The organism is Acinetobacter sp. GQ146 (assembly GCF_059758585.1).
On the sequence record NZ_JCAXDV010000011.1, the window covers coordinates 69,329 to 85,965 of the forward strand.

A 16,637-nucleotide genomic window follows, 5' to 3' on the forward strand; every position below is an offset into this window, starting at 1 on the left:
CAAGTTAAAAAAAATCCCAGACTTTGGGGGAAATCTGGGAAGAAAATAAATTGGGGGATATTTTTCTAGTATTCAGAGATGTCTCCATCTCCTTAATTGCCATTATAGTGAGAGGATGCACATGACTCATGTAGGATATTGTGTGCAAATGTAGCCTTATTTATGAATATGTAGCTTTTTATATATTCTCACTTGAAATCAAGAAGGCCACCCCAAAGCTTGATGCATAGGTGTTTTTAGACTTTAAAATTCAATTTTATAGCCATAAAAAAAACCAGCACCTTAATGCTGGTTTTTTACCGTAGAAACCCGCTGAAGCTTAAGCTTCAGGTTTCCAGCCTTCGGCAGTTTCAATGCTGCTGTCATTGCTGAAAAATTTCTCGCGTTGTTCTTCCAAAAACTTTTTCGCTTCAGGTTCAAACACGTTTAAACGCTTTTCATTAATTAGCGTGGTTTGGTGTTTTAACCATTCTTGCCACGCCTGTTTGGAGATATGGTTAAACAGTTCTTCACCTTTGGCACCTGGAAAAGGTGCAAAGTCTAAACCTTCCATTTCTTTTTGATATTTACGGCAGAATACTTGTCGAGACATCTCAAGACCTCTTAAGCGTAAAGCTTTTCTAAACGAAGATGGGCACGTGCAATCGCTGCTTCAACTTGCGCAGGCGCCGTACCACCAATGTGATTACGTGCATTCACGGATGCTTCAAGCGTTAAAGCTTTTTCAAAGACATCGGCTTGAATCAGGTCAGAGAACTGCTGAAGCTGTTCCAGGGTTAATTCTGATAAGTCTTTGCCTTCTTGTACACCCAGCGCGACTGCTTTACCGACAATTTCATGTGCATCACGGAAAGCAACCCCGTTTTTCACCAGATAATCCGCCAAGTCAGTTGCAGTTGAGAAACCACGCAATGCTGCTTCACGCATAATTTCAATATTCGGTACTAACGCAGGAATCATGTCAGCAAATGCCATGAGCGAACCACGAACGGTGTCGATCGCGTCAAATAAAGGTTCTTTGTCTTCTTGGTTGTCTTTGTTGTACGCCAAAGGCTGACCTTTCATCAGGGTCAGTAAGCTCATCAAATCACCGTAAACACGCCCCGTTTTACCACGTACCAATTCTGGCACATCCGGGTTTTTCTTCTGCGGCATAATTGAAGAGCCTGTGCAGAAACGGTCTGGAATGTTGACAAACTTAAACTGTGCCGAAGTCCACAGAATGAGTTCTTCAGACATACGCGATAAATGCATCATGATTAAAGATGCCGCGGCATTAAATTCAATCCCGAAATCACGATCTGATACAGCATCCAGCGAGTTTTCAGAAACGGCTTCAAAGCCTAATAATTCAGCGGTAAACGCACGGTCAATCGGGTAAGTCGTGCCTGCAAGTGCAGCAGAACCTAAAGGCATGCGATTGACACGTTTACGGCAGTCAATTAAACGCTCTGAATCACGTACCAGCATTTCAAACCAAGCCAGCAAGTGATGCCCGAAAGTCACGGGTTGCGCCGTTTGTAGATGGGTAAAGCCAGGCATAATGGTATCGGTATTTTTGGCTGCCAATGACAGAATGCCTTTTTGCAGTTTGGCCAATAATGCTAAGATGGCGTCGATTTCATCACGCACATACAGGCGAATATCGGTTGCCACTTGGTCGTTACGACTACGTCCGGTGTGTAATTTTTTTCCAGTGATGCCGATACGCTGAGTCAAACGTGACTCAATATTCATGTGTACATCTTCTAAATCAATGCGCCATTCAAAATTACCTGCTTCAATTTCAGCCTGAATGGTGCTTAAACCTTGAATAATGTCATCACGTTCAGATTCAGTCAGTACCCCAACTTTTGCTAACATAGTGGCGTGGGCAATAGAACCTGCAATATCTTGTTTATAAAAGCGTTGGTCAAATTGAACAGATGCGGTAAATTCAGCTACAAAAGCATCCGTCGCTTCAGTAAAACGACCGCCCCACATGCCAGAAGTCTGGGCTTGTGACGGATTAGAGGAATTAGAAGATGTGGTCATGTCGGCTCAGTAAAATAAAAAAACGGCAAATCAAACAGAGTATAGCAAATTCAAAAGCAGTTGCCGAAGCCAAAGCATCGCAATCTTTGTCAGATAATCGTGTGCAATCCTCCTATTCCTATTTTTTTAATAGTGCAGGGCGTTGGCAAAATTTGCTGGAACTCTGTGTTGCAGGCAATCTCTTGGCAATTTTACTGGCCTTAGCAGAAGCAGGCTCGTGGCAGGCATTGAGTGCAACTCACGTGCTTTTATTCATGCTGTATATTAATTGGGTACTGCTGTGTTTTAGCGCCATTCAGGAACGTCTACAACCTCGATTGAGGCGTTGGGGGTTGAGCTCAACTTTAATCTTCGGTTTTGTGCTATTGCAAAGCATCATTTTCGTTACCACGATGACGTTGAATATCTTTCTCTTTTTTGGAAAAAATTTCACTTTTACTGGCTTAACTTTAGCCACGGCATTAGAGGGCGTGCTGTTACATTTAAGTTATGGCGGTTTGTTGGGGGCTTTTTGCTTTCGCTATTTATATATTCGTGAACAATGGACGCGTCAGCAGCACAGTGAACTGAATGCTCGTATTCAGGCCATGCAAGCGCGTATTCACCCTCATTTTCTGTTTAATAGTTTAAACAGCGCGATTAGCTTAATTGCGATTGACCCCGACAAAGCCGAACAGATGCTGTTGGACTTGTCGCGGTTATTTCGTGCCAGTTTTCAGGAATTAAAGCTGGTCAAGTTGCAAGATGAAATTGAACTCTGCCAACGTTATTTGGCCATTGAGCAGATTCGCCTAGGCAATCGCTTAAAACTGGATTGGAAATTGCTGCATCCAGAATTATTTTCACAGGTACAAATTCCGTTGCTGACTTTGCAACCTTTGCTAGAAAATAGTATTTTTCATGGGGTTGAGAAAAATTTATCAACCAGTACAGTCAGTGTATTGGTCGAAATTACACAAAATCAAGTCAATATCGTCATTACAAACCCGTACACACAGGATAAAATAAATTTACGACAAGGACACGGTATTGCCATTGATAATGTAAAACAACGCCTGATGGCATATTATGGGCGAGCGGTCATCTTTCGAACCTTTGCAGGGGATGGGATGTATACCACTGTGGTGCAATATCCGTATAAGTAGAACAGTGGCAGTTAACTTATAAAAATAAACCACGTTAACTGAACAAAGGAGGACTAATGGACATCCTGATTTGTGATGATGAACCTCTTGCAGTAGAGCGTTTATCGCGATTGGTCACACAAATGGGGCATCATGTGATTGCAACAGCGGCTTATGGTCAGCAAGCAATTGAAATGGTGCAATTTTATCAACCCGATGTGGTGTTGCTTGATATTCAAATGCCTGAAATGGATGGTTTGACCTGTGCGCAATATTTGCGACAGTTAGACCCTTCACCAGCCATTGTATTTTGTACTGCCTATGATCAGCATGCACTAGATGCATTTAAATCCCATGCCGAAGGCTATTTGCTAAAACCAATCATGCAACAGGAATTGCAGCAGGTTTTGGATCAACTGACTAAACTCACGCAAGCGCAAATGAGTAACCTAAAACAAAAAGAAAATATGGACGATAAATCACACCGTCACCAAATCGCTGCGAAAACTTATCGTGGTGTTGAATTGGTGCCCATAGAAAATATTTATTATTTTTTAGCCGATCAAAAATATGTCACGGTTCGTCATAAACATGGCAGCGTATTGATTGATGAAACTTTAAAAGATTTAGAACTGGAGTTTGGCGAACAGTTTATTCGCATTCATCGTAATGCGCTGGTTTCGGTACATTACCTCGATGGTCTGGAGGTGATTAATTCTGGACAATATCAAGTACGTTGCCGTGAATTGGATGATCGTTTGTCGGTGAGCCGACGACATTTACCCAATTTGCGTGAGCGAATTCAGAAGCTTTGAACCTAAATCTGTGATTTACAGAGTGGAATTGGTAATTCTACTTGCATTTTAAAGTTTGCAGGTTAAGTTTAGAATAACTGACTTCATTCAATGTATCTAAAATTTATGAAAACTTTGAAGATTGCGACTCGCCAAAGCCCACTTGCATTATGGCAGGCAGAATATATTCGTTCTTGTTTAGAGGAACGCTATACCGACCTCAAGGTGGAGTTGGTGACATTTGTGACCCAAGGCGACAAAATTTTAGATACGCCACTGGCAAAAATTGGTGGTAAAGGTTTGTTTGTGAAAGAACTGGAAGCGGCCTTACTGGATGGTCGAGCAGACTTGGCGGTACATTCCATGAAAGATGTACCCATGGCCCTGCCGGAAGGTTTGAGTCTGGCGGTCATTTGTGAGCGTGAAGACCCGTTTGATGCTTTTGTTTCTAACCACTATGCCCATTTTCATGATTTGCCACAGGGTGCAAAAGTTGGAACGTCCAGTCTGCGCCGTAAATGTCAGATTTTAAAACATCGCCCAGATTTGGAAATTATTGATTTACGCGGCAACGTGGGAACACGGTTGTCTAAGCTGGATCAGGGCTTGTATGACGCGATTATTCTTGCCAGTGCTGGGTTAAAACGCTTAGGACTGGAAGAGCGGATTCGTCATGCCCTGCCTGCACAGGTGAGTTTGCCTGCAGTAGGGCAAGGTGCCTTAGGACTTGAGTGCCGTACAGATGATCAGCAGGTGCTCGATTTAATTCAGCCCTTATTACATGCCGAAACCTCGGCTTGTGTTCGCGCTGAACGCGCTTTTAATGCTTATCTTGAAGGCGGGTGTCAGGTTCCGATTGCGGGTTATGCAACCCTACAAGCAGACGTGTTGCATCTTGAAGGGCGAGTGGGAAGTGTCGATGGCAGCCAACTTTTGGTCGCAAGTTTACAAGGTGCTGTCACGGATGCGGAACAACTGGGTGAAACACTGGCGCAACGTTTGCTTGATCAAGGCGCTGGAGAGCTTTTACGAGCTTTACATTAAGCTATGCTATTTATTAATACCCGACCTGAGGAGCGCGCAACCGCGCTGACCCAGGATTTGCAACAAGCTGGGATTCAAGTCGCAGAATTGCCTTTATTGGAACTGAACGGTTGTCCTTGGACGGCAAGTTTACAGGACTTATATCGGCTTTTGCCAAGTGCGAATTGTATTGTGGTGGTGAGTCCTGCTGCGGTCGAATTTGGCATGGCTGGTCTGCAGCAGAGTGGTTTATCCCTCCAAGATTTAGCAGCAGTGCGCTGGGTGGCTGTAGGCGAGCAAACTGCGCAGGCTCTGGCCAAATATGGCATTACAAGTGAAGTTCCTGAAGTAGAAACGTCTGAGGGGATGCTGCAAATTCCTTTATTAAGGAATTTGACCTCAGCATCCTGTGTTGCATTTTGGCGTGGTCAAGGTGGGCGTCAGTTTATGATGGAAACCTTGCAGCAACAGGGTATACAGGTTTTAAACTTTGTGTTGTATCAGCGGCAGTGCCCTAAACAGACCATTCAAAATTTTGAGCAGCTTGTCGTACAATTGCAACAACAGCACTATAGTGTGCTCATCAGCAGTGAAGCCAGTTGGTTGAATTGGTTGGCTTTGATTCAGGATCGCACGACTTTACTTGAACATGGGCATTTCATGGTTTTGGGTGATCGATTGTATCAATTGCTGTTAAATGCTCAGTCAGCGCAGCATTTAAAATTTCATCTTTATCCATTATTCGATTTACGCTCCGAGACCATAATGCAATGCCTGAGGGCGATGCCGAGAGACGCATGAAAAAGTTTTTAATTTTTTTGATTTTGCTTTGTGTGGCATGGATTGCCAAATTGAGTTATGACCTCTTGCAGTTTCAGCAGGCGCAAACTGAAATGCAGCAAACCTTACAACAATTGGAAAAAAATAGTGCGAACCTGAATGACCAGTTGGTGGCCTTGCAACGACAAAACCCGACACAGGGTTCAAGTGCCTCTTCAGCGGCTTCAACTCAGCCAGATGGCACAGCATCGGCTAATCTATTGTCCATCGACCCAATAGTGCTGATCCGACAGCAATTGGATTTGGTCGATTTTGCATTACAACAGCAACAATATCATTTTGCTTTAGAAAAACTCTCGCAGTTGAATCTGAAGATTGAAGAATATGCTTTGGCACCTGCACTGAAACAAAGTCTGCATCAAGTGATAGCCAAAGATCAGCAGTTAATTCAACAGGCTGTTCAAGCTCGTAATGACCAACAGCAGCAGATTAACCAGCTGTTGCAACAATTGGATCAGGCCTTAATACAGGAAGGGCAACAGTCACAAATGAAGCCAGCTACGGCTGAGGATCGTTCATTTTGGCAGCGTTGGTTAGTTGTGGAACCTGCAACGGCTCCTGCGACCGACTTAATGCAGCGTGCGGTAATTTTAAAGGAAGTGCAGTTCAGGCTGTTACTGGCTCGACAGGCATTGAATCAAGGACAGTATCTGGAATATCAGAAAGATCTGACTGAGATTATGAAAATCTTGGCTCAGCTCCCCGATGCCCAAGCCCAAAAATTGCGTAAGCAGGTGGAAAAAATTAAGGGACTAAGCGTCGTTCCAATGCCAATTTTAAATACTCGTGCATTGTTAGGGGCTTAATATGAAACAGATCCTGTGGGCATATGCATTTATCTGTCTGATTTTTATTGCGGTAATGAGTGTGCTGAGCTATGGCTTTGGCGCGGGTTATGTCTATATTTTTTGGCGTGATTGGCAGTTACAAAGTAATGTCTGGTTCATGTTCGTGTTCTTGGCGGTATTGGGTTTTGTGTTTCAGTTGCTATGGCTGCTGTTGAAACGCTATTTTACCCGAGTGCAGAGAAAGCAAACAGAAGTCTTTGATTTTAAAACGTTGCACCCGTATGAACAGCTTGCGGTGATTTGGCTGTTAGATGCGGGCCGCGAGCAGCAGCAATTTATTCAGAATGCCTTTACTCAATCGGGCTTATTGCGAGGGGTGATTGACTCGCGCTTATATTTAATGCAACAACAATATGCACAGGCACTGTCAGTATTAACACGAAGTCATGCTATGGCTTTTGAGTTAGCAGAATTTCAACGTATTCAGGTTTTTCTGGCACAGCAAGATGGTGAGCAAGCCCTAACGCATTTAGAGTTTTTAACCCAGCATGAGTTGTCGCCTTGGCTGAAAGATGTCCAAACTGCGTATGAGCATCGACTGGCAGAGCTTTGGGGATTGTTTGCAGTGCAGTTTCCGTGGTTGTATTTGCGTTCAATGCGTTACGGGCATTTGGATGAGGCCATGAAGCAGGCCTGGCTAGAGCAACTTTTGGTGCAGTTTGATCAAGCCAGTGCAGAAAATTTGCAAGATTTACAACAACGCTATTTGGATTTATCGGTAGAAATTGAAACCCGAAGTTATAGCATTAAAACCTTGTGGCTGAAATTACTCTCCCGCTTACCCGATTTAAGTGTGCAACAAGAGAATTTGGCCTTGCATTTGCTTGATCAGCAATTTAATGCGGAAGTGTTTCATTTATGGTTTCAACAGCAATTGTTAAAACAGGTGCCCAATTATAACGAGGTTGAACAGCATATTTATGCTTGGGAATTAAAATATCCTTCCTTACCAGTTCTGACGTTTGCCAAGTGGCATGTACTTGACGCGACTGGTCGGTTCACAGAAGCAGATGCATTATTAACGCTATATCCTGATAATGTGCTGATGAATTATTTAAGGATTAAATCGACTTTGAAAAATCGTGAAGATTTGATTCAACAGTTAAATTTTATCTTTGAAAATAATGCGAATTTTGTGAAAATTAAGATTTAGGGAAAATATAATGACATTATTAAATGAATATCCAGTTGTGCATGAACAAAATGTGGCATGGGGGGATATGGATGCTTTTGGTCATGTAAATAATGTCATGTATTATCGATATATTGAAAGTGCTCGTATTCAATATTTTGATGCTTTAAATATATTTGAACAAAGTGTATTGACGGTTGTTGCATCAAATCAGTGCAAATATATGCGTCCGGTATTTTATCCGGACCAACTCAAAATCGCGACGCGCGTAGAAGAATTAAGAAATAGTGCCATGCGTATGAGTTATCTGCTTTGGAGCACGGCACAAAATGCTGTTGTTGCAAGCGCAGAGGCGGTTATTGTTTGTGTGGATAATAAAAACATGCAAAAAACCGCAATTCCTGAACATATTCGTGAAAAAATCCGCACAATGGAGCAGCACGTCGGTCATATTGTTTAAGCTATTTATTTTTATTTTAATATAAACAGCTAAAAAATGATTTTAACTGTGTGAATATTGTTGTGAATTTAAATATAAGTGTTGAATATTGGGGTTAATAAAAATATGATAATCCAGTGTGAATAAATTAAATCGTATTTAATGGAGTTAATATGATGCCAGACATTAGTAATTTATCTGTAGAAGAGTTAAAACGTTTACAAGTTGAAGCGGAAGCTTTAATCGTTTCTAAAAAAGATCAAGCGATTGAAGATGCTTATACTCAGATTATGGATATTGCTGATAAAGTAGGTTTGAGTATTGAGCAAATCTTAGAGTTTGGCGCAACTAAACGTAAGAAAAGTACTCGTAAATCTGTAGAACCACGTTATCGCAATAAATCAGATGCTTCAGAAACTTGGACAGGCCGTGGTAAACAACCGCGCTGGTTAGTGGCTGAATTAGAAAAAGGCGCAAAACTTGAAGATTTTCTGATCTAAGCTTCATTAGATTGTCATTCAATCTTGTTAGATTATTCAAACCAAGCAAACCTGCTTGGTTTTTTTATAACGATGAATTGGCGATGTGAAAAAAGTGTGCATAATGGGTGACAAAGATAAAATACAGATTCAAGGAATAAAAATAGTGATGTTGGTTGTGGTGGGATGACGAAAAAAAATAAACACCTGACATGGTGGATCTTTACCCTAAGTAGCTTTTTAATTTTTGTCGTGCTGCAAATTCCTGCGGCATGGTTAATTTCTAAATTTTATAAAAATAATACGGTGTTGCAAAATGTCAGTGGCAATATTTGGCAAGGGCAAGCAGATTGGCACCAAGGTAGTGTAAAAGGCTCTCTAAGCTGGAAAATTCGTCCACTGGATTTATTGCTGTTGCGTTTAGGTGCACAGGTCGATGTCCATAGTGGTCGAACGCAATTACAAGCTGTGGTTGCTTATGGCTTTTCTCAACGCTGGAGCGTGAGCGGGCTGACAGGTGAAATTGCACCAGAAACATTAAAGCGAATTGCAGACTGGCAGTGGCCTAGTAACCCGATTCAATTACAGGATGTTCAATTTAAATATCAGAAAGAACAAGGCTTTCATCAGGTCGATGGTGCTGTGCAGTGGGGTGGTGGAGAGTTGGTCTATACGTTTGCCCAACGTCAGGAACAAATGAATATTCCTTCACTAAAAGGTCAATTGCGTGATCGTGATCAAGTCTTGAGTGTAGATGTGCGTGATCAGCGCGACCAGAAAATGCTGAACTTGTTACTAGATAAAAATCTGATGCTGGATGTGCAGATCACCCAGCGCATGTTGATGAATGTTCCTTCCTATCAAGGCAAGGCAGGTTTAGATACCTATGTGGTCAGTTCGCGCCAACCTCTATTGGAAGGAGGGATGTAATGCGTTCATTTAAGGATCAACTGCAACAGTTTCATTTCACTCAACTTGACCGTGGTGCACCGTGGCTATTGGCGGTGTTATTGGTTTGTTTAAGCTGGAAATTGGCCAGTATATTTTGGTTGTGGATTGCACCGCCAATGCCTATGCAACTAGAACGTGTAGAGTTAGGTTCACAACAACCACAAGTTCCAAACATTACAGCTTTTGCTTTATTCCAAGAAAATGCGGCAACCAACAGTGCCAATTTGGCGAATTTGCTTTTGCAGGGTGTGGTGGTGTCTTATCCAAATCAGTATTCCTCAGCAGTTATTAAAGTGAATGAGGTTTCAGACCGCTATCGTGTTGGGGAAATGCTGGATGGAACCAATTATCAATTGGCCGAAGTGGACTGGGATCATGTGGTATTACGTGATGCTGCGGGGCAAACTCAGGAACTGACTTTTAAGCGGATTGCCAATGGGCTGAATCAGCCGATAGTACCCCCCGTGAATCCGAGTGGGGTGCCGAATCAAGCTGGATCTCAAAACACCCAAAATGCATTGGGCCAGGCGGTACAGCAGATGCAACAAAACCGCGACCAGTTTCTCGCAGACATGGGGGTTGGTGCAGCGACAGGTGACGGGTATGAAGTGAGCAGTAAGACACCTGCCGCATTGCGTAATACCTTAGGATTACAGCCTGGAGACCGTATTTTGTCCTTAAATGGACAGCGTGTAGGGCAAGGGCAAAATGATGCACAATTGCTTGAGCAAGCCAAACAGGCTGGGCAAGTGAAAATAGAAATAAAACGTGGTGATCAGGTGATGACCATACAACAAAATTTTTAAATGATGAGAAATCGCCCGTATGGGTTAGGAAATACAGAAGTATATGGCTTTATTTCATAATAATCGTCCAGTTTGGGCTTTGTTTGCAAGCGCACCTTTAATTGCCATGATGAGCACCAGTGTCTATGCGCAAACATGGAAAATTAACTTACGTGATGCAGATTTAACGGCGTTTATTAATGAAGTAGCCGATATTACAGGTAAAAATTTTGCAGTGGATCCTCGTGTGCGCGGCAATGTCACGGTCATTTCAAATAAACCGTTAAATAAAAGTGAAGTTTACGATCTGTTCCTTGGAGTCTTGAATGTCAATGGCGTGGTCGCGATTCCATCTGGCAATACCATTAAAATTGTGCCTGACAGTAATGTGAAGAGTTCGGGGATTCCCTATGATGCGCGCAATCGAGCCAGCGGGGATCAAATTGTGACTCGGGTGATTTGGTTGGAAAATACCAATGCCAATGACCTGATTCCGGCATTACGCCCATTGATGCCGCAGTTTGCACACTTGTCTGCTGTTGCGGGAACCAATGCCCTGATTGTTTCTGATCGTGCCAGCAATATTTATCAATTGGAAACCATCATTCGTAATCTGGATGGAACCGATCAGCATGATATCGAAGCAATTACGCTGCAATCCAGCCAAGCTGAGGAGATGATTGGTTTATTAGACTCCATGACCGCCACGGGTGCCGCGAAAGATTTGCGAGGGGCTCGGGTTCGCGTGATTGCGGATAATCGTACCAATCGGATTCTGATTAAAGGGGATACCACCACGCGTAAGCGCTTGCGCCAACTGATTGAAATGCTGGATGTCCCCGCGGCAGATCGTTTGGGTGGGTTGAAGGTTTTCCGCCTGAAATATGCCAGTGCTAAAAATCTGGCGGAAATTCTTCAGGGTTTGGTGACTGGGCAGGCAGTTTCGGGATCAGATGGTCGTGCGAATAGCTCTAGTAACGCGAACAGCAGCATGCTGGGAGCGAATAACACCACCTCAGCAAGTAGTTCATCTTCGGGTATTTCCACACCAGCGATTAATTTGGGTGGCAGTAATTCAAGCGCTAATCAGAATAACATCACCAGTTTTAATGCCAATGGCATTAGCATTATTGCCGATAGCTCACAAAATGCCTTGGTGGTGAAAGCCGATCCGCAATTGATGCGCGAGATTGAGTCGGCGATTCAGCAGTTGGATGTACGTCGTCAACAAGTGTTGATTGAAGCGGCCATTATTGAAGTAGAAGGCAGCGATGCAGATCAGCTAGGGGTGCAGTGGGCTCTCGGAGATATCAGTAGTGGAGTCGGCTTAATCAGTTTTGATAACGTTGGCTCCAGTTTGGCCAGTTTAGCAGCGGGTTATTTGACTGGGGGCGCTTCAGGATTGGGGCAGGCGCTCACGGGTGCGGGAAGCTCATTGGTGCTAGGTGACTATAAAGAAGGCAGTAATGGTTCCCGTCAACTTTATGGGGCACTGATTCAGGCACTCAAAGAAAATACCAAATCTAATCTACTGTCCACGCCTTCAATTGTCACCATGGATAATGAAGAAGCCTATATTGTGGTGGGTGAGAACGTCCCATTTGTGACGGGTTCGGTCAGTACGGGAACAGGTGGGACGGTCAATCCTTATACCACCATCGAGCGTAAGGATGTCGGGGTTACCCTGAAAGTCATTCCTCATATTGGTGAAGATGGCACAGTCCGTTTGGAGGTTGAGCAAGAGGTTTCTGGGGTTAAAAACAGTAAAGGTCAAGCCTCTGATCTGGTCACCAGTAAGCGCGCCATTAAAACCTCGATATTGGCAGAGCATGGGCAAACCGTGGTGCTGGGGGGGCTGATTTCGGATAACTCCATCTATAGCCGCCAATCGGTGCCAGGATTGGGTGCAATTCCAGGGGTCGGGCGGTTATTCAGGTCCGATTCAAAATCAAACCAGAAGCGTAATCTTTTGGTGTTTATCCATCCGACGATTGTGGGAAGTGGGGATGATGTACGCCGCTTATCGCAGCAGCGTTATAGTCAGCTCTATAGCTTGCAGTTGGCACTGGATAAAGATGGGAGCTTTGCCAAGTTGCCTGAGCAGGTAGATGATGTTTATTTACAACGTTTACCTGTGAAACCTGGTGCGCCACGGACCAGTCCTTATCAAGCGATTCCATCAGGAGCACAGCCCTCCAATGCTGCTGCAGTGACAACACCAGTTGCCATCGAACCGCCTGTAACCAGTACTCCTGTTGCCAAATCAGCCGTGGAAAAAACCAAGAACACCGTAACCACCATTAGCGTTCGTCCAGCTTCATGAGGCGAGATGGGCAAAATTGAAAAGTCTAAGTTGCATGGTATGATGAAGCAAAATCATAAAGAGATTGTGTGATGACTTGGAAGATACAGGCAATTACTGGTGAGTTTACGGGGCAGGAAATCAGCATTGATCGCGATATGTTGGTTGGGCGTCATCAAGAAGCAGATGTGCTGTTGCAGTCAGCAGAAGTGTCACGTAAGCATGCGGCTTTGCTGTTGAAAGAACAGAACTTATGGGTGCAAGACTTAAACTCATCCAATGGCACTTTTGTGAATGACTTGAGAATTGAGCAAGAAAGCCAATTGCAGGATGGGGATATTGTACAATTTGCCAGCTTTAAGTTTTCGGTATTGGCACCTGCTGTACCTAAAGACGTTGTTGAGGTGGAAGCACCTGAAATGCAACAGCCTGCAGAGGCTGTTGCACCTGCTGAAATTCCAGCCGCAGTAGAGAAAAATGCAGCACAGCAAATGAATGAGCAAGGGATGCCAAGTTTGACGGAGCGCGATAACAATGTTCAGCTGAGTCGTGATGGCATGCCGCAGAATGTGTCGATTCCAAAACCAGCACCTATTCCAGAGGGTGTGGATGTGTCTAAGGCCACACCAAATCCAGAGCCTATTCCTGTCGAGCAGCCTGTTTCTCGTGTAGAGGAAGAGCGCACAGAGCAGAAGAATGCCTCTTTGGGTTTAATGACCCTGATTATTTTGGTTATTTTGGCAATCATCGCTTGGGTGATGTTTAAATAATCTGTGAATTCCCTACAATAAAGGCATGCGAAAGCATGCCTTTATTTTTTAACAGGATAATTGGGGTCGTATATGAGCATCGCGCAATTAGACCGCCGTGAATTAATTTTATTTGATTTAGACGGTACATTAGTAGATTCGGCTTCAGATTTATATCGTGCCATGAATATGAGTCTCAATGTGCTGCAATTACCCTTAGTCACGGAGCAACAAGTCCGTGTTTGGGTCGGCAAGGGAACTTCAATTTTTTGTCACAGTACCTTGCAGTATCTGACGGGTGAGGTTGATCCTGCACAGCATAAACAGTTACTGGATACTTTTTTGCAAATTTATAATGCAGATCCTTGTGTTGATACACGGCCCTTTCAAGGCATTATTGAATTTTTAGAATGGGGTATGCAGCAGAATAAGACCATGATCTGTGTGACCAATAAACCGGAGCAGCCAGCACGTAAAATTGTCGAAGCGCTCGGAATGTCTAAATATTTTGCCGATGTCATTGGTGGGGATCGTTTTGAAGAACGCAAACCGCATCCACGCCAATTGTTGCATTGTGTCGATGCTTATCAGGTCGATAAATCACAAACCCTTATGGTGGGAGATTCGAGTAATGATGTTGAAGCAGCACGCCGTGCGGGTATTGATTGTATTGTCGTAAGCTATGGTTATAATCATGGAGAAGATATACATGATTGCCAACCACAACAAGTGGTGGATGATTTACGAGAATTAATCACAGCATAATTTGTAGATAAGGAATAATGACACATGAGTCGTTGTAAAGCTTTTCGATGGCGTCGCTCAGTCTGATGTAACGAAAAATTGAATTGACCCTAATCGAAAATTTAAAGAGAACCTTATGACGACTCAAGTGCAATACGAACAATTAAAAACACAAGGCTACAACCTGATTCCAGTTTACCGTCAGCGTTTGGCTGATACCGAAACCCCATTATCTGTTTTTGCTCGTCTAAAGGGACATCAGCAAGCCTACTTATTCGAGTCGGTTGAGGGAGGGGAAAACTGGGCACGCTATTCGATTATTGGTTTGGGTGAATCGACCGTGTTTTCCTGTAATGCGGGTCAACTCACCATTAAACATGTCAATGGTTCACATGAAAAGCAAGCCTGTGCCGATCCTTTCGAATACATTCGTGATTTTCTATCGCAGTTTAAAGTGCCTACACAAGCAGATTTACCTGCTTTGCCAAACTTTACAGGTGGTTTGGTGGGCTATTTCGGCTATGACGCAGTCCGTTATATTGAACCACGCCTCAAAAATGTACCTGAAGCCGATCCAGTTGGGTTACCTGATATCTGGATGATGCTGTCTAAAACCGTAATCGTGTTTGATAACCTCAAAGACACCCTGTTTTTGATTGTGCATGCCGATGTGAATGAACCAGAAGCTTACTTTAAAGCGCAAACTCAGCTCGATATATTAGAAAGGTTGCTAGCAACCCCTGTGAGTTTGCAAGCCAAGAAACATACCGCACCGCATTTTGAATCGTTGACGGGCAAAGACAAGTTCCTTGAGTCGATTGAGACAGTCAAGGAATATATCCGTGCAGGGGATGTGATGCAGGTGGTACCAGGGCATCGCATGGTGTCGGATTTTGATGGTGAACCGTTGCAGGTTTATCGTGCCTTACGTCATCTTAATCCGTCGCCTTATTTGTTCTTGGTGCAAGGTCGAACTTTGGAAGATCACAAACCGTTCCATATTGTCGGTTCATCACCTGAAATTTTGTCGCGTTTGGAAAATGGCATAGCGACGGTGCGTCCTCTAGCAGGCACACGTCCACGTGGCAAAACCAAAGAAGAAGATTTAGCGCTGGAAAAAGATTTACTTTCCGATGAAAAAGAAATTGCAGAGCACTTAATGCTGATTGATTTGGGGCGTAATGATGTTGGGCGCGTATCAAAAATTGGTAAAGTCCAAGTCACTGATCGAATGGTGATCGAACGCTATTCGCATGTCATGCATATTGTCTCCAATGTACAAGGCGAAGTACGTGATGATGTTGATGCCTTGGATGTTTTTAAGGCAACTTTCCCTGCGGGCACACTTTCTGGAGCACCAAAAATTCGTGCCATGGAAATTATTGACGAAGTAGAGCCAGTAAAACGCGGAATTTTTGGTGGTGCTGTGGGTTATTTAGGCTGGCACGGTGAAATGGACATGTCGATCGCGATTCGAACCTGTGTTATTCGTGAAAATAAGGTCTTTGTTCAGGCTGGAGCAGGGCTGGTTGCGGACTCAAATCCTGAATCTGAGTGGAATGAAACCCAAATAAAAGCTCGCGCAGTGATCAAAGCGGTTGAATTATCATCAAATGGATTGATTTTGTGAGTTTTTGACGTTTTTTTTGAAAAAAACACTTGCAAGGATTTCAAGTTTTGCTAAACTGCACACCGTTCCGATACGAAACGTACGAAACACTAAGAAGCGCCGGCATAGCTCAGTTGGTAGAGCAACTGACTTGTAATCAGTAGGTCCACAGTTCGAATCCGTGTGCCGGCACCATCTTAAAGGTGTGTAGTAGTGAAGTAAAGAACGAACACTGAGTAAGTGTGAAATGGTGAGATTCCCGAGCGGTCAAAGGGGGCGGACTGTAACTCCGCTACGAAAGTTTCGAAGGTTCGAATCCTTCTCTCACCACCATTAACTTCGATTGAAGTGGTTAAGTACCAACATTAAGCGGGAGTAGCTCAGTTGGTAGAGCGGTAGCCTTCCAAGCTACATGTCGCGAGTTCGACCCTCGTCTCCCGCTCCATCGAAGAAGATTGCTCTTATAGCTCAGTGGTAGAGCACTCCCTTGGTAAGGGAGAGGTCTCGAGTTCAAATCTCGATAAGAGCTCCAGATACAGTTTAGTAGATATTCTACAAAGATTTTAAAAAGCAGGCTTATTAGTCTGCTTTTCAAGTATTGGGTGTCTGCTTTTTTAGGCGATATGTCGATGCTGAGCTTTTCTCAGAAGTGTGTTCGACGTAAACGAGGAATATAAACATGGCTAAGGCTAAGTTTGAACGTAATAAGCCACACGTAAACGTGGGCACAATCGGTCACGTTGACCATGGTAAAACTACTTTAACTGCTGCGATTGCAACAATT

17 protein-coding genes and 4 tRNA genes are annotated in these 16,637 nt (G+C 43.6%); 19 read left to right on the forward strand and 2 right to left on the reverse strand.

The annotated features are described in order from the left end of the window. Positions 1-319: 319 nt before the first annotated feature. A complete protein-coding gene (locus AC6CHI_RS15340; RefSeq protein ID WP_458893367.1) occupies positions 320-592 on the reverse strand; it encodes an oxidative damage protection protein in 273 nt (90 codons plus the stop codon). A gap of 11 nt (positions 593-603) precedes the next feature. After that, positions 604-2,034: an argininosuccinate lyase gene (argH, locus tag AC6CHI_RS15345; protein WP_498122327.1), complete on the reverse strand. Its 1,431-nt coding sequence runs from the start codon at positions 2,032-2,034 to the stop codon at positions 604-606. Between argH and AC6CHI_RS15350 the strand changes: the two genes are divergently transcribed. The 19 genes from AC6CHI_RS15350 to AC6CHI_RS15440 form a co-directional block, all read left to right on the forward strand. Further along, entirely contained in the window at positions 2,025-3,179 is a 1,155-nt protein-coding gene (locus AC6CHI_RS15350) for a sensor histidine kinase (RefSeq protein WP_498122329.1), read from the forward strand. The two genes, argH and AC6CHI_RS15350, sit on opposite strands and share 10 nt — an antisense overlap. Before the next feature lie 56 nt (positions 3,180-3,235). Then, a complete protein-coding gene (locus tag AC6CHI_RS15355; RefSeq protein ID WP_458893370.1) occupies positions 3,236-3,973 on the forward strand; it encodes a LytR/AlgR family response regulator transcription factor in 738 nt (245 codons plus the stop codon). A 105-nt stretch (positions 3,974-4,078) separates the two neighbouring features. Next, complete coding sequence (gene hemC, locus AC6CHI_RS15360; RefSeq protein WP_498122330.1) at positions 4,079-4,996, forward strand: hydroxymethylbilane synthase; 918 nt, start codon at positions 4,079-4,081, stop codon at positions 4,994-4,996. A gap of 3 nt (positions 4,997-4,999) precedes the next feature. After that, entirely contained in the window at positions 5,000-5,776 is a 777-nt protein-coding gene (locus tag AC6CHI_RS15365) for a uroporphyrinogen-III synthase (protein ID WP_498122331.1), read from the forward strand. Then, a complete protein-coding gene (locus AC6CHI_RS15370; RefSeq protein ID WP_498122333.1) occupies positions 5,773-6,621 on the forward strand; it encodes a hypothetical protein in 849 nt (282 codons plus the stop codon). The genes AC6CHI_RS15365 and AC6CHI_RS15370 overlap by 4 nt, the downstream gene beginning before the upstream one ends. A gap of 1 nt (position 6,622) precedes the next feature. Then, complete coding sequence (locus tag AC6CHI_RS15375) at positions 6,623-7,816, forward strand: heme biosynthesis protein HemY (protein ID WP_498122334.1); 1,194 nt, start codon at positions 6,623-6,625, stop codon at positions 7,814-7,816. A 10-nt stretch (positions 7,817-7,826) separates the two neighbouring features. After that, positions 7,827-8,255, forward strand: a complete 429-nt coding sequence (locus AC6CHI_RS15380) for an acyl-CoA thioesterase (RefSeq protein ID WP_498122335.1) — start codon at positions 7,827-7,829, stop codon at positions 8,253-8,255. Between the two features lie 152 nt (positions 8,256-8,407). Then, positions 8,408-8,734, forward strand: a complete 327-nt coding sequence (locus AC6CHI_RS15385; RefSeq protein WP_116763490.1) for an H-NS histone family protein — start codon at positions 8,408-8,410, stop codon at positions 8,732-8,734. 165 nt (positions 8,735-8,899) lie between these two features. Further along, positions 8,900-9,643, forward strand: a complete 744-nt coding sequence (gene gspN, locus AC6CHI_RS15390; RefSeq protein ID WP_498122336.1) for a type II secretion system protein N — start codon at positions 8,900-8,902, stop codon at positions 9,641-9,643. Beyond that, positions 9,643-10,470: a type II secretion system protein N gene (locus tag AC6CHI_RS15395; RefSeq protein ID WP_498122337.1), complete on the forward strand. Its 828-nt coding sequence runs from the start codon at positions 9,643-9,645 to the stop codon at positions 10,468-10,470. Before gspN ends, AC6CHI_RS15395 begins: the two co-directional genes overlap by 1 nt. A 43-nt stretch (positions 10,471-10,513) precedes the next feature. After that, a complete protein-coding gene (gene gspD / locus AC6CHI_RS15400; RefSeq protein ID WP_498122338.1) occupies positions 10,514-12,772 on the forward strand; it encodes a type II secretion system secretin GspD in 2,259 nt (752 codons plus the stop codon). A 71-nt stretch (positions 12,773-12,843) separates the two neighbouring features. Continuing rightward, positions 12,844-13,521 carry an FHA domain-containing protein gene (locus tag AC6CHI_RS15405; protein WP_498122340.1) on the forward strand — a complete coding sequence of 226 codons (678 nt, stop codon included), beginning with the start codon at positions 12,844-12,846 and terminating at the stop codon, positions 13,519-13,521. A gap of 72 nt (positions 13,522-13,593) precedes the next feature. After that, complete coding sequence (locus tag AC6CHI_RS15410) at positions 13,594-14,265, forward strand: phosphoglycolate phosphatase (protein WP_498122341.1); 672 nt, start codon at positions 13,594-13,596, stop codon at positions 14,263-14,265. A 115-nt stretch (positions 14,266-14,380) separates the two neighbouring features. Next, positions 14,381-15,874, forward strand: coding sequence for an anthranilate synthase component I (gene trpE / locus AC6CHI_RS15415; RefSeq protein ID WP_498122343.1), 1,494 nt, complete (start codon positions 14,381-14,383; stop codon positions 15,872-15,874). A 98-nt stretch (positions 15,875-15,972) separates the two neighbouring features. Next, positions 15,973-16,048, forward strand: a tRNA-Thr gene (locus tag AC6CHI_RS15420). Positions 16,049-16,102: 54 nt separating this feature from the next. Beyond that, positions 16,103-16,186: transfer RNA gene (locus AC6CHI_RS15425), tRNA-Tyr, on the forward strand. A gap of 36 nt (positions 16,187-16,222) precedes the next feature. Next, positions 16,223-16,298 (forward strand) — tRNA-Gly (locus tag AC6CHI_RS15430). A 12-nt stretch (positions 16,299-16,310) separates the two neighbouring features. Continuing rightward, positions 16,311-16,385 (forward strand) — tRNA-Thr (locus AC6CHI_RS15435). A gap of 147 nt (positions 16,386-16,532) precedes the next feature. Next, positions 16,533-16,637: GTP-binding protein (locus AC6CHI_RS15440; protein WP_017396788.1), on the forward strand; the 105-nt coding region annotated here is incomplete at its 3' end.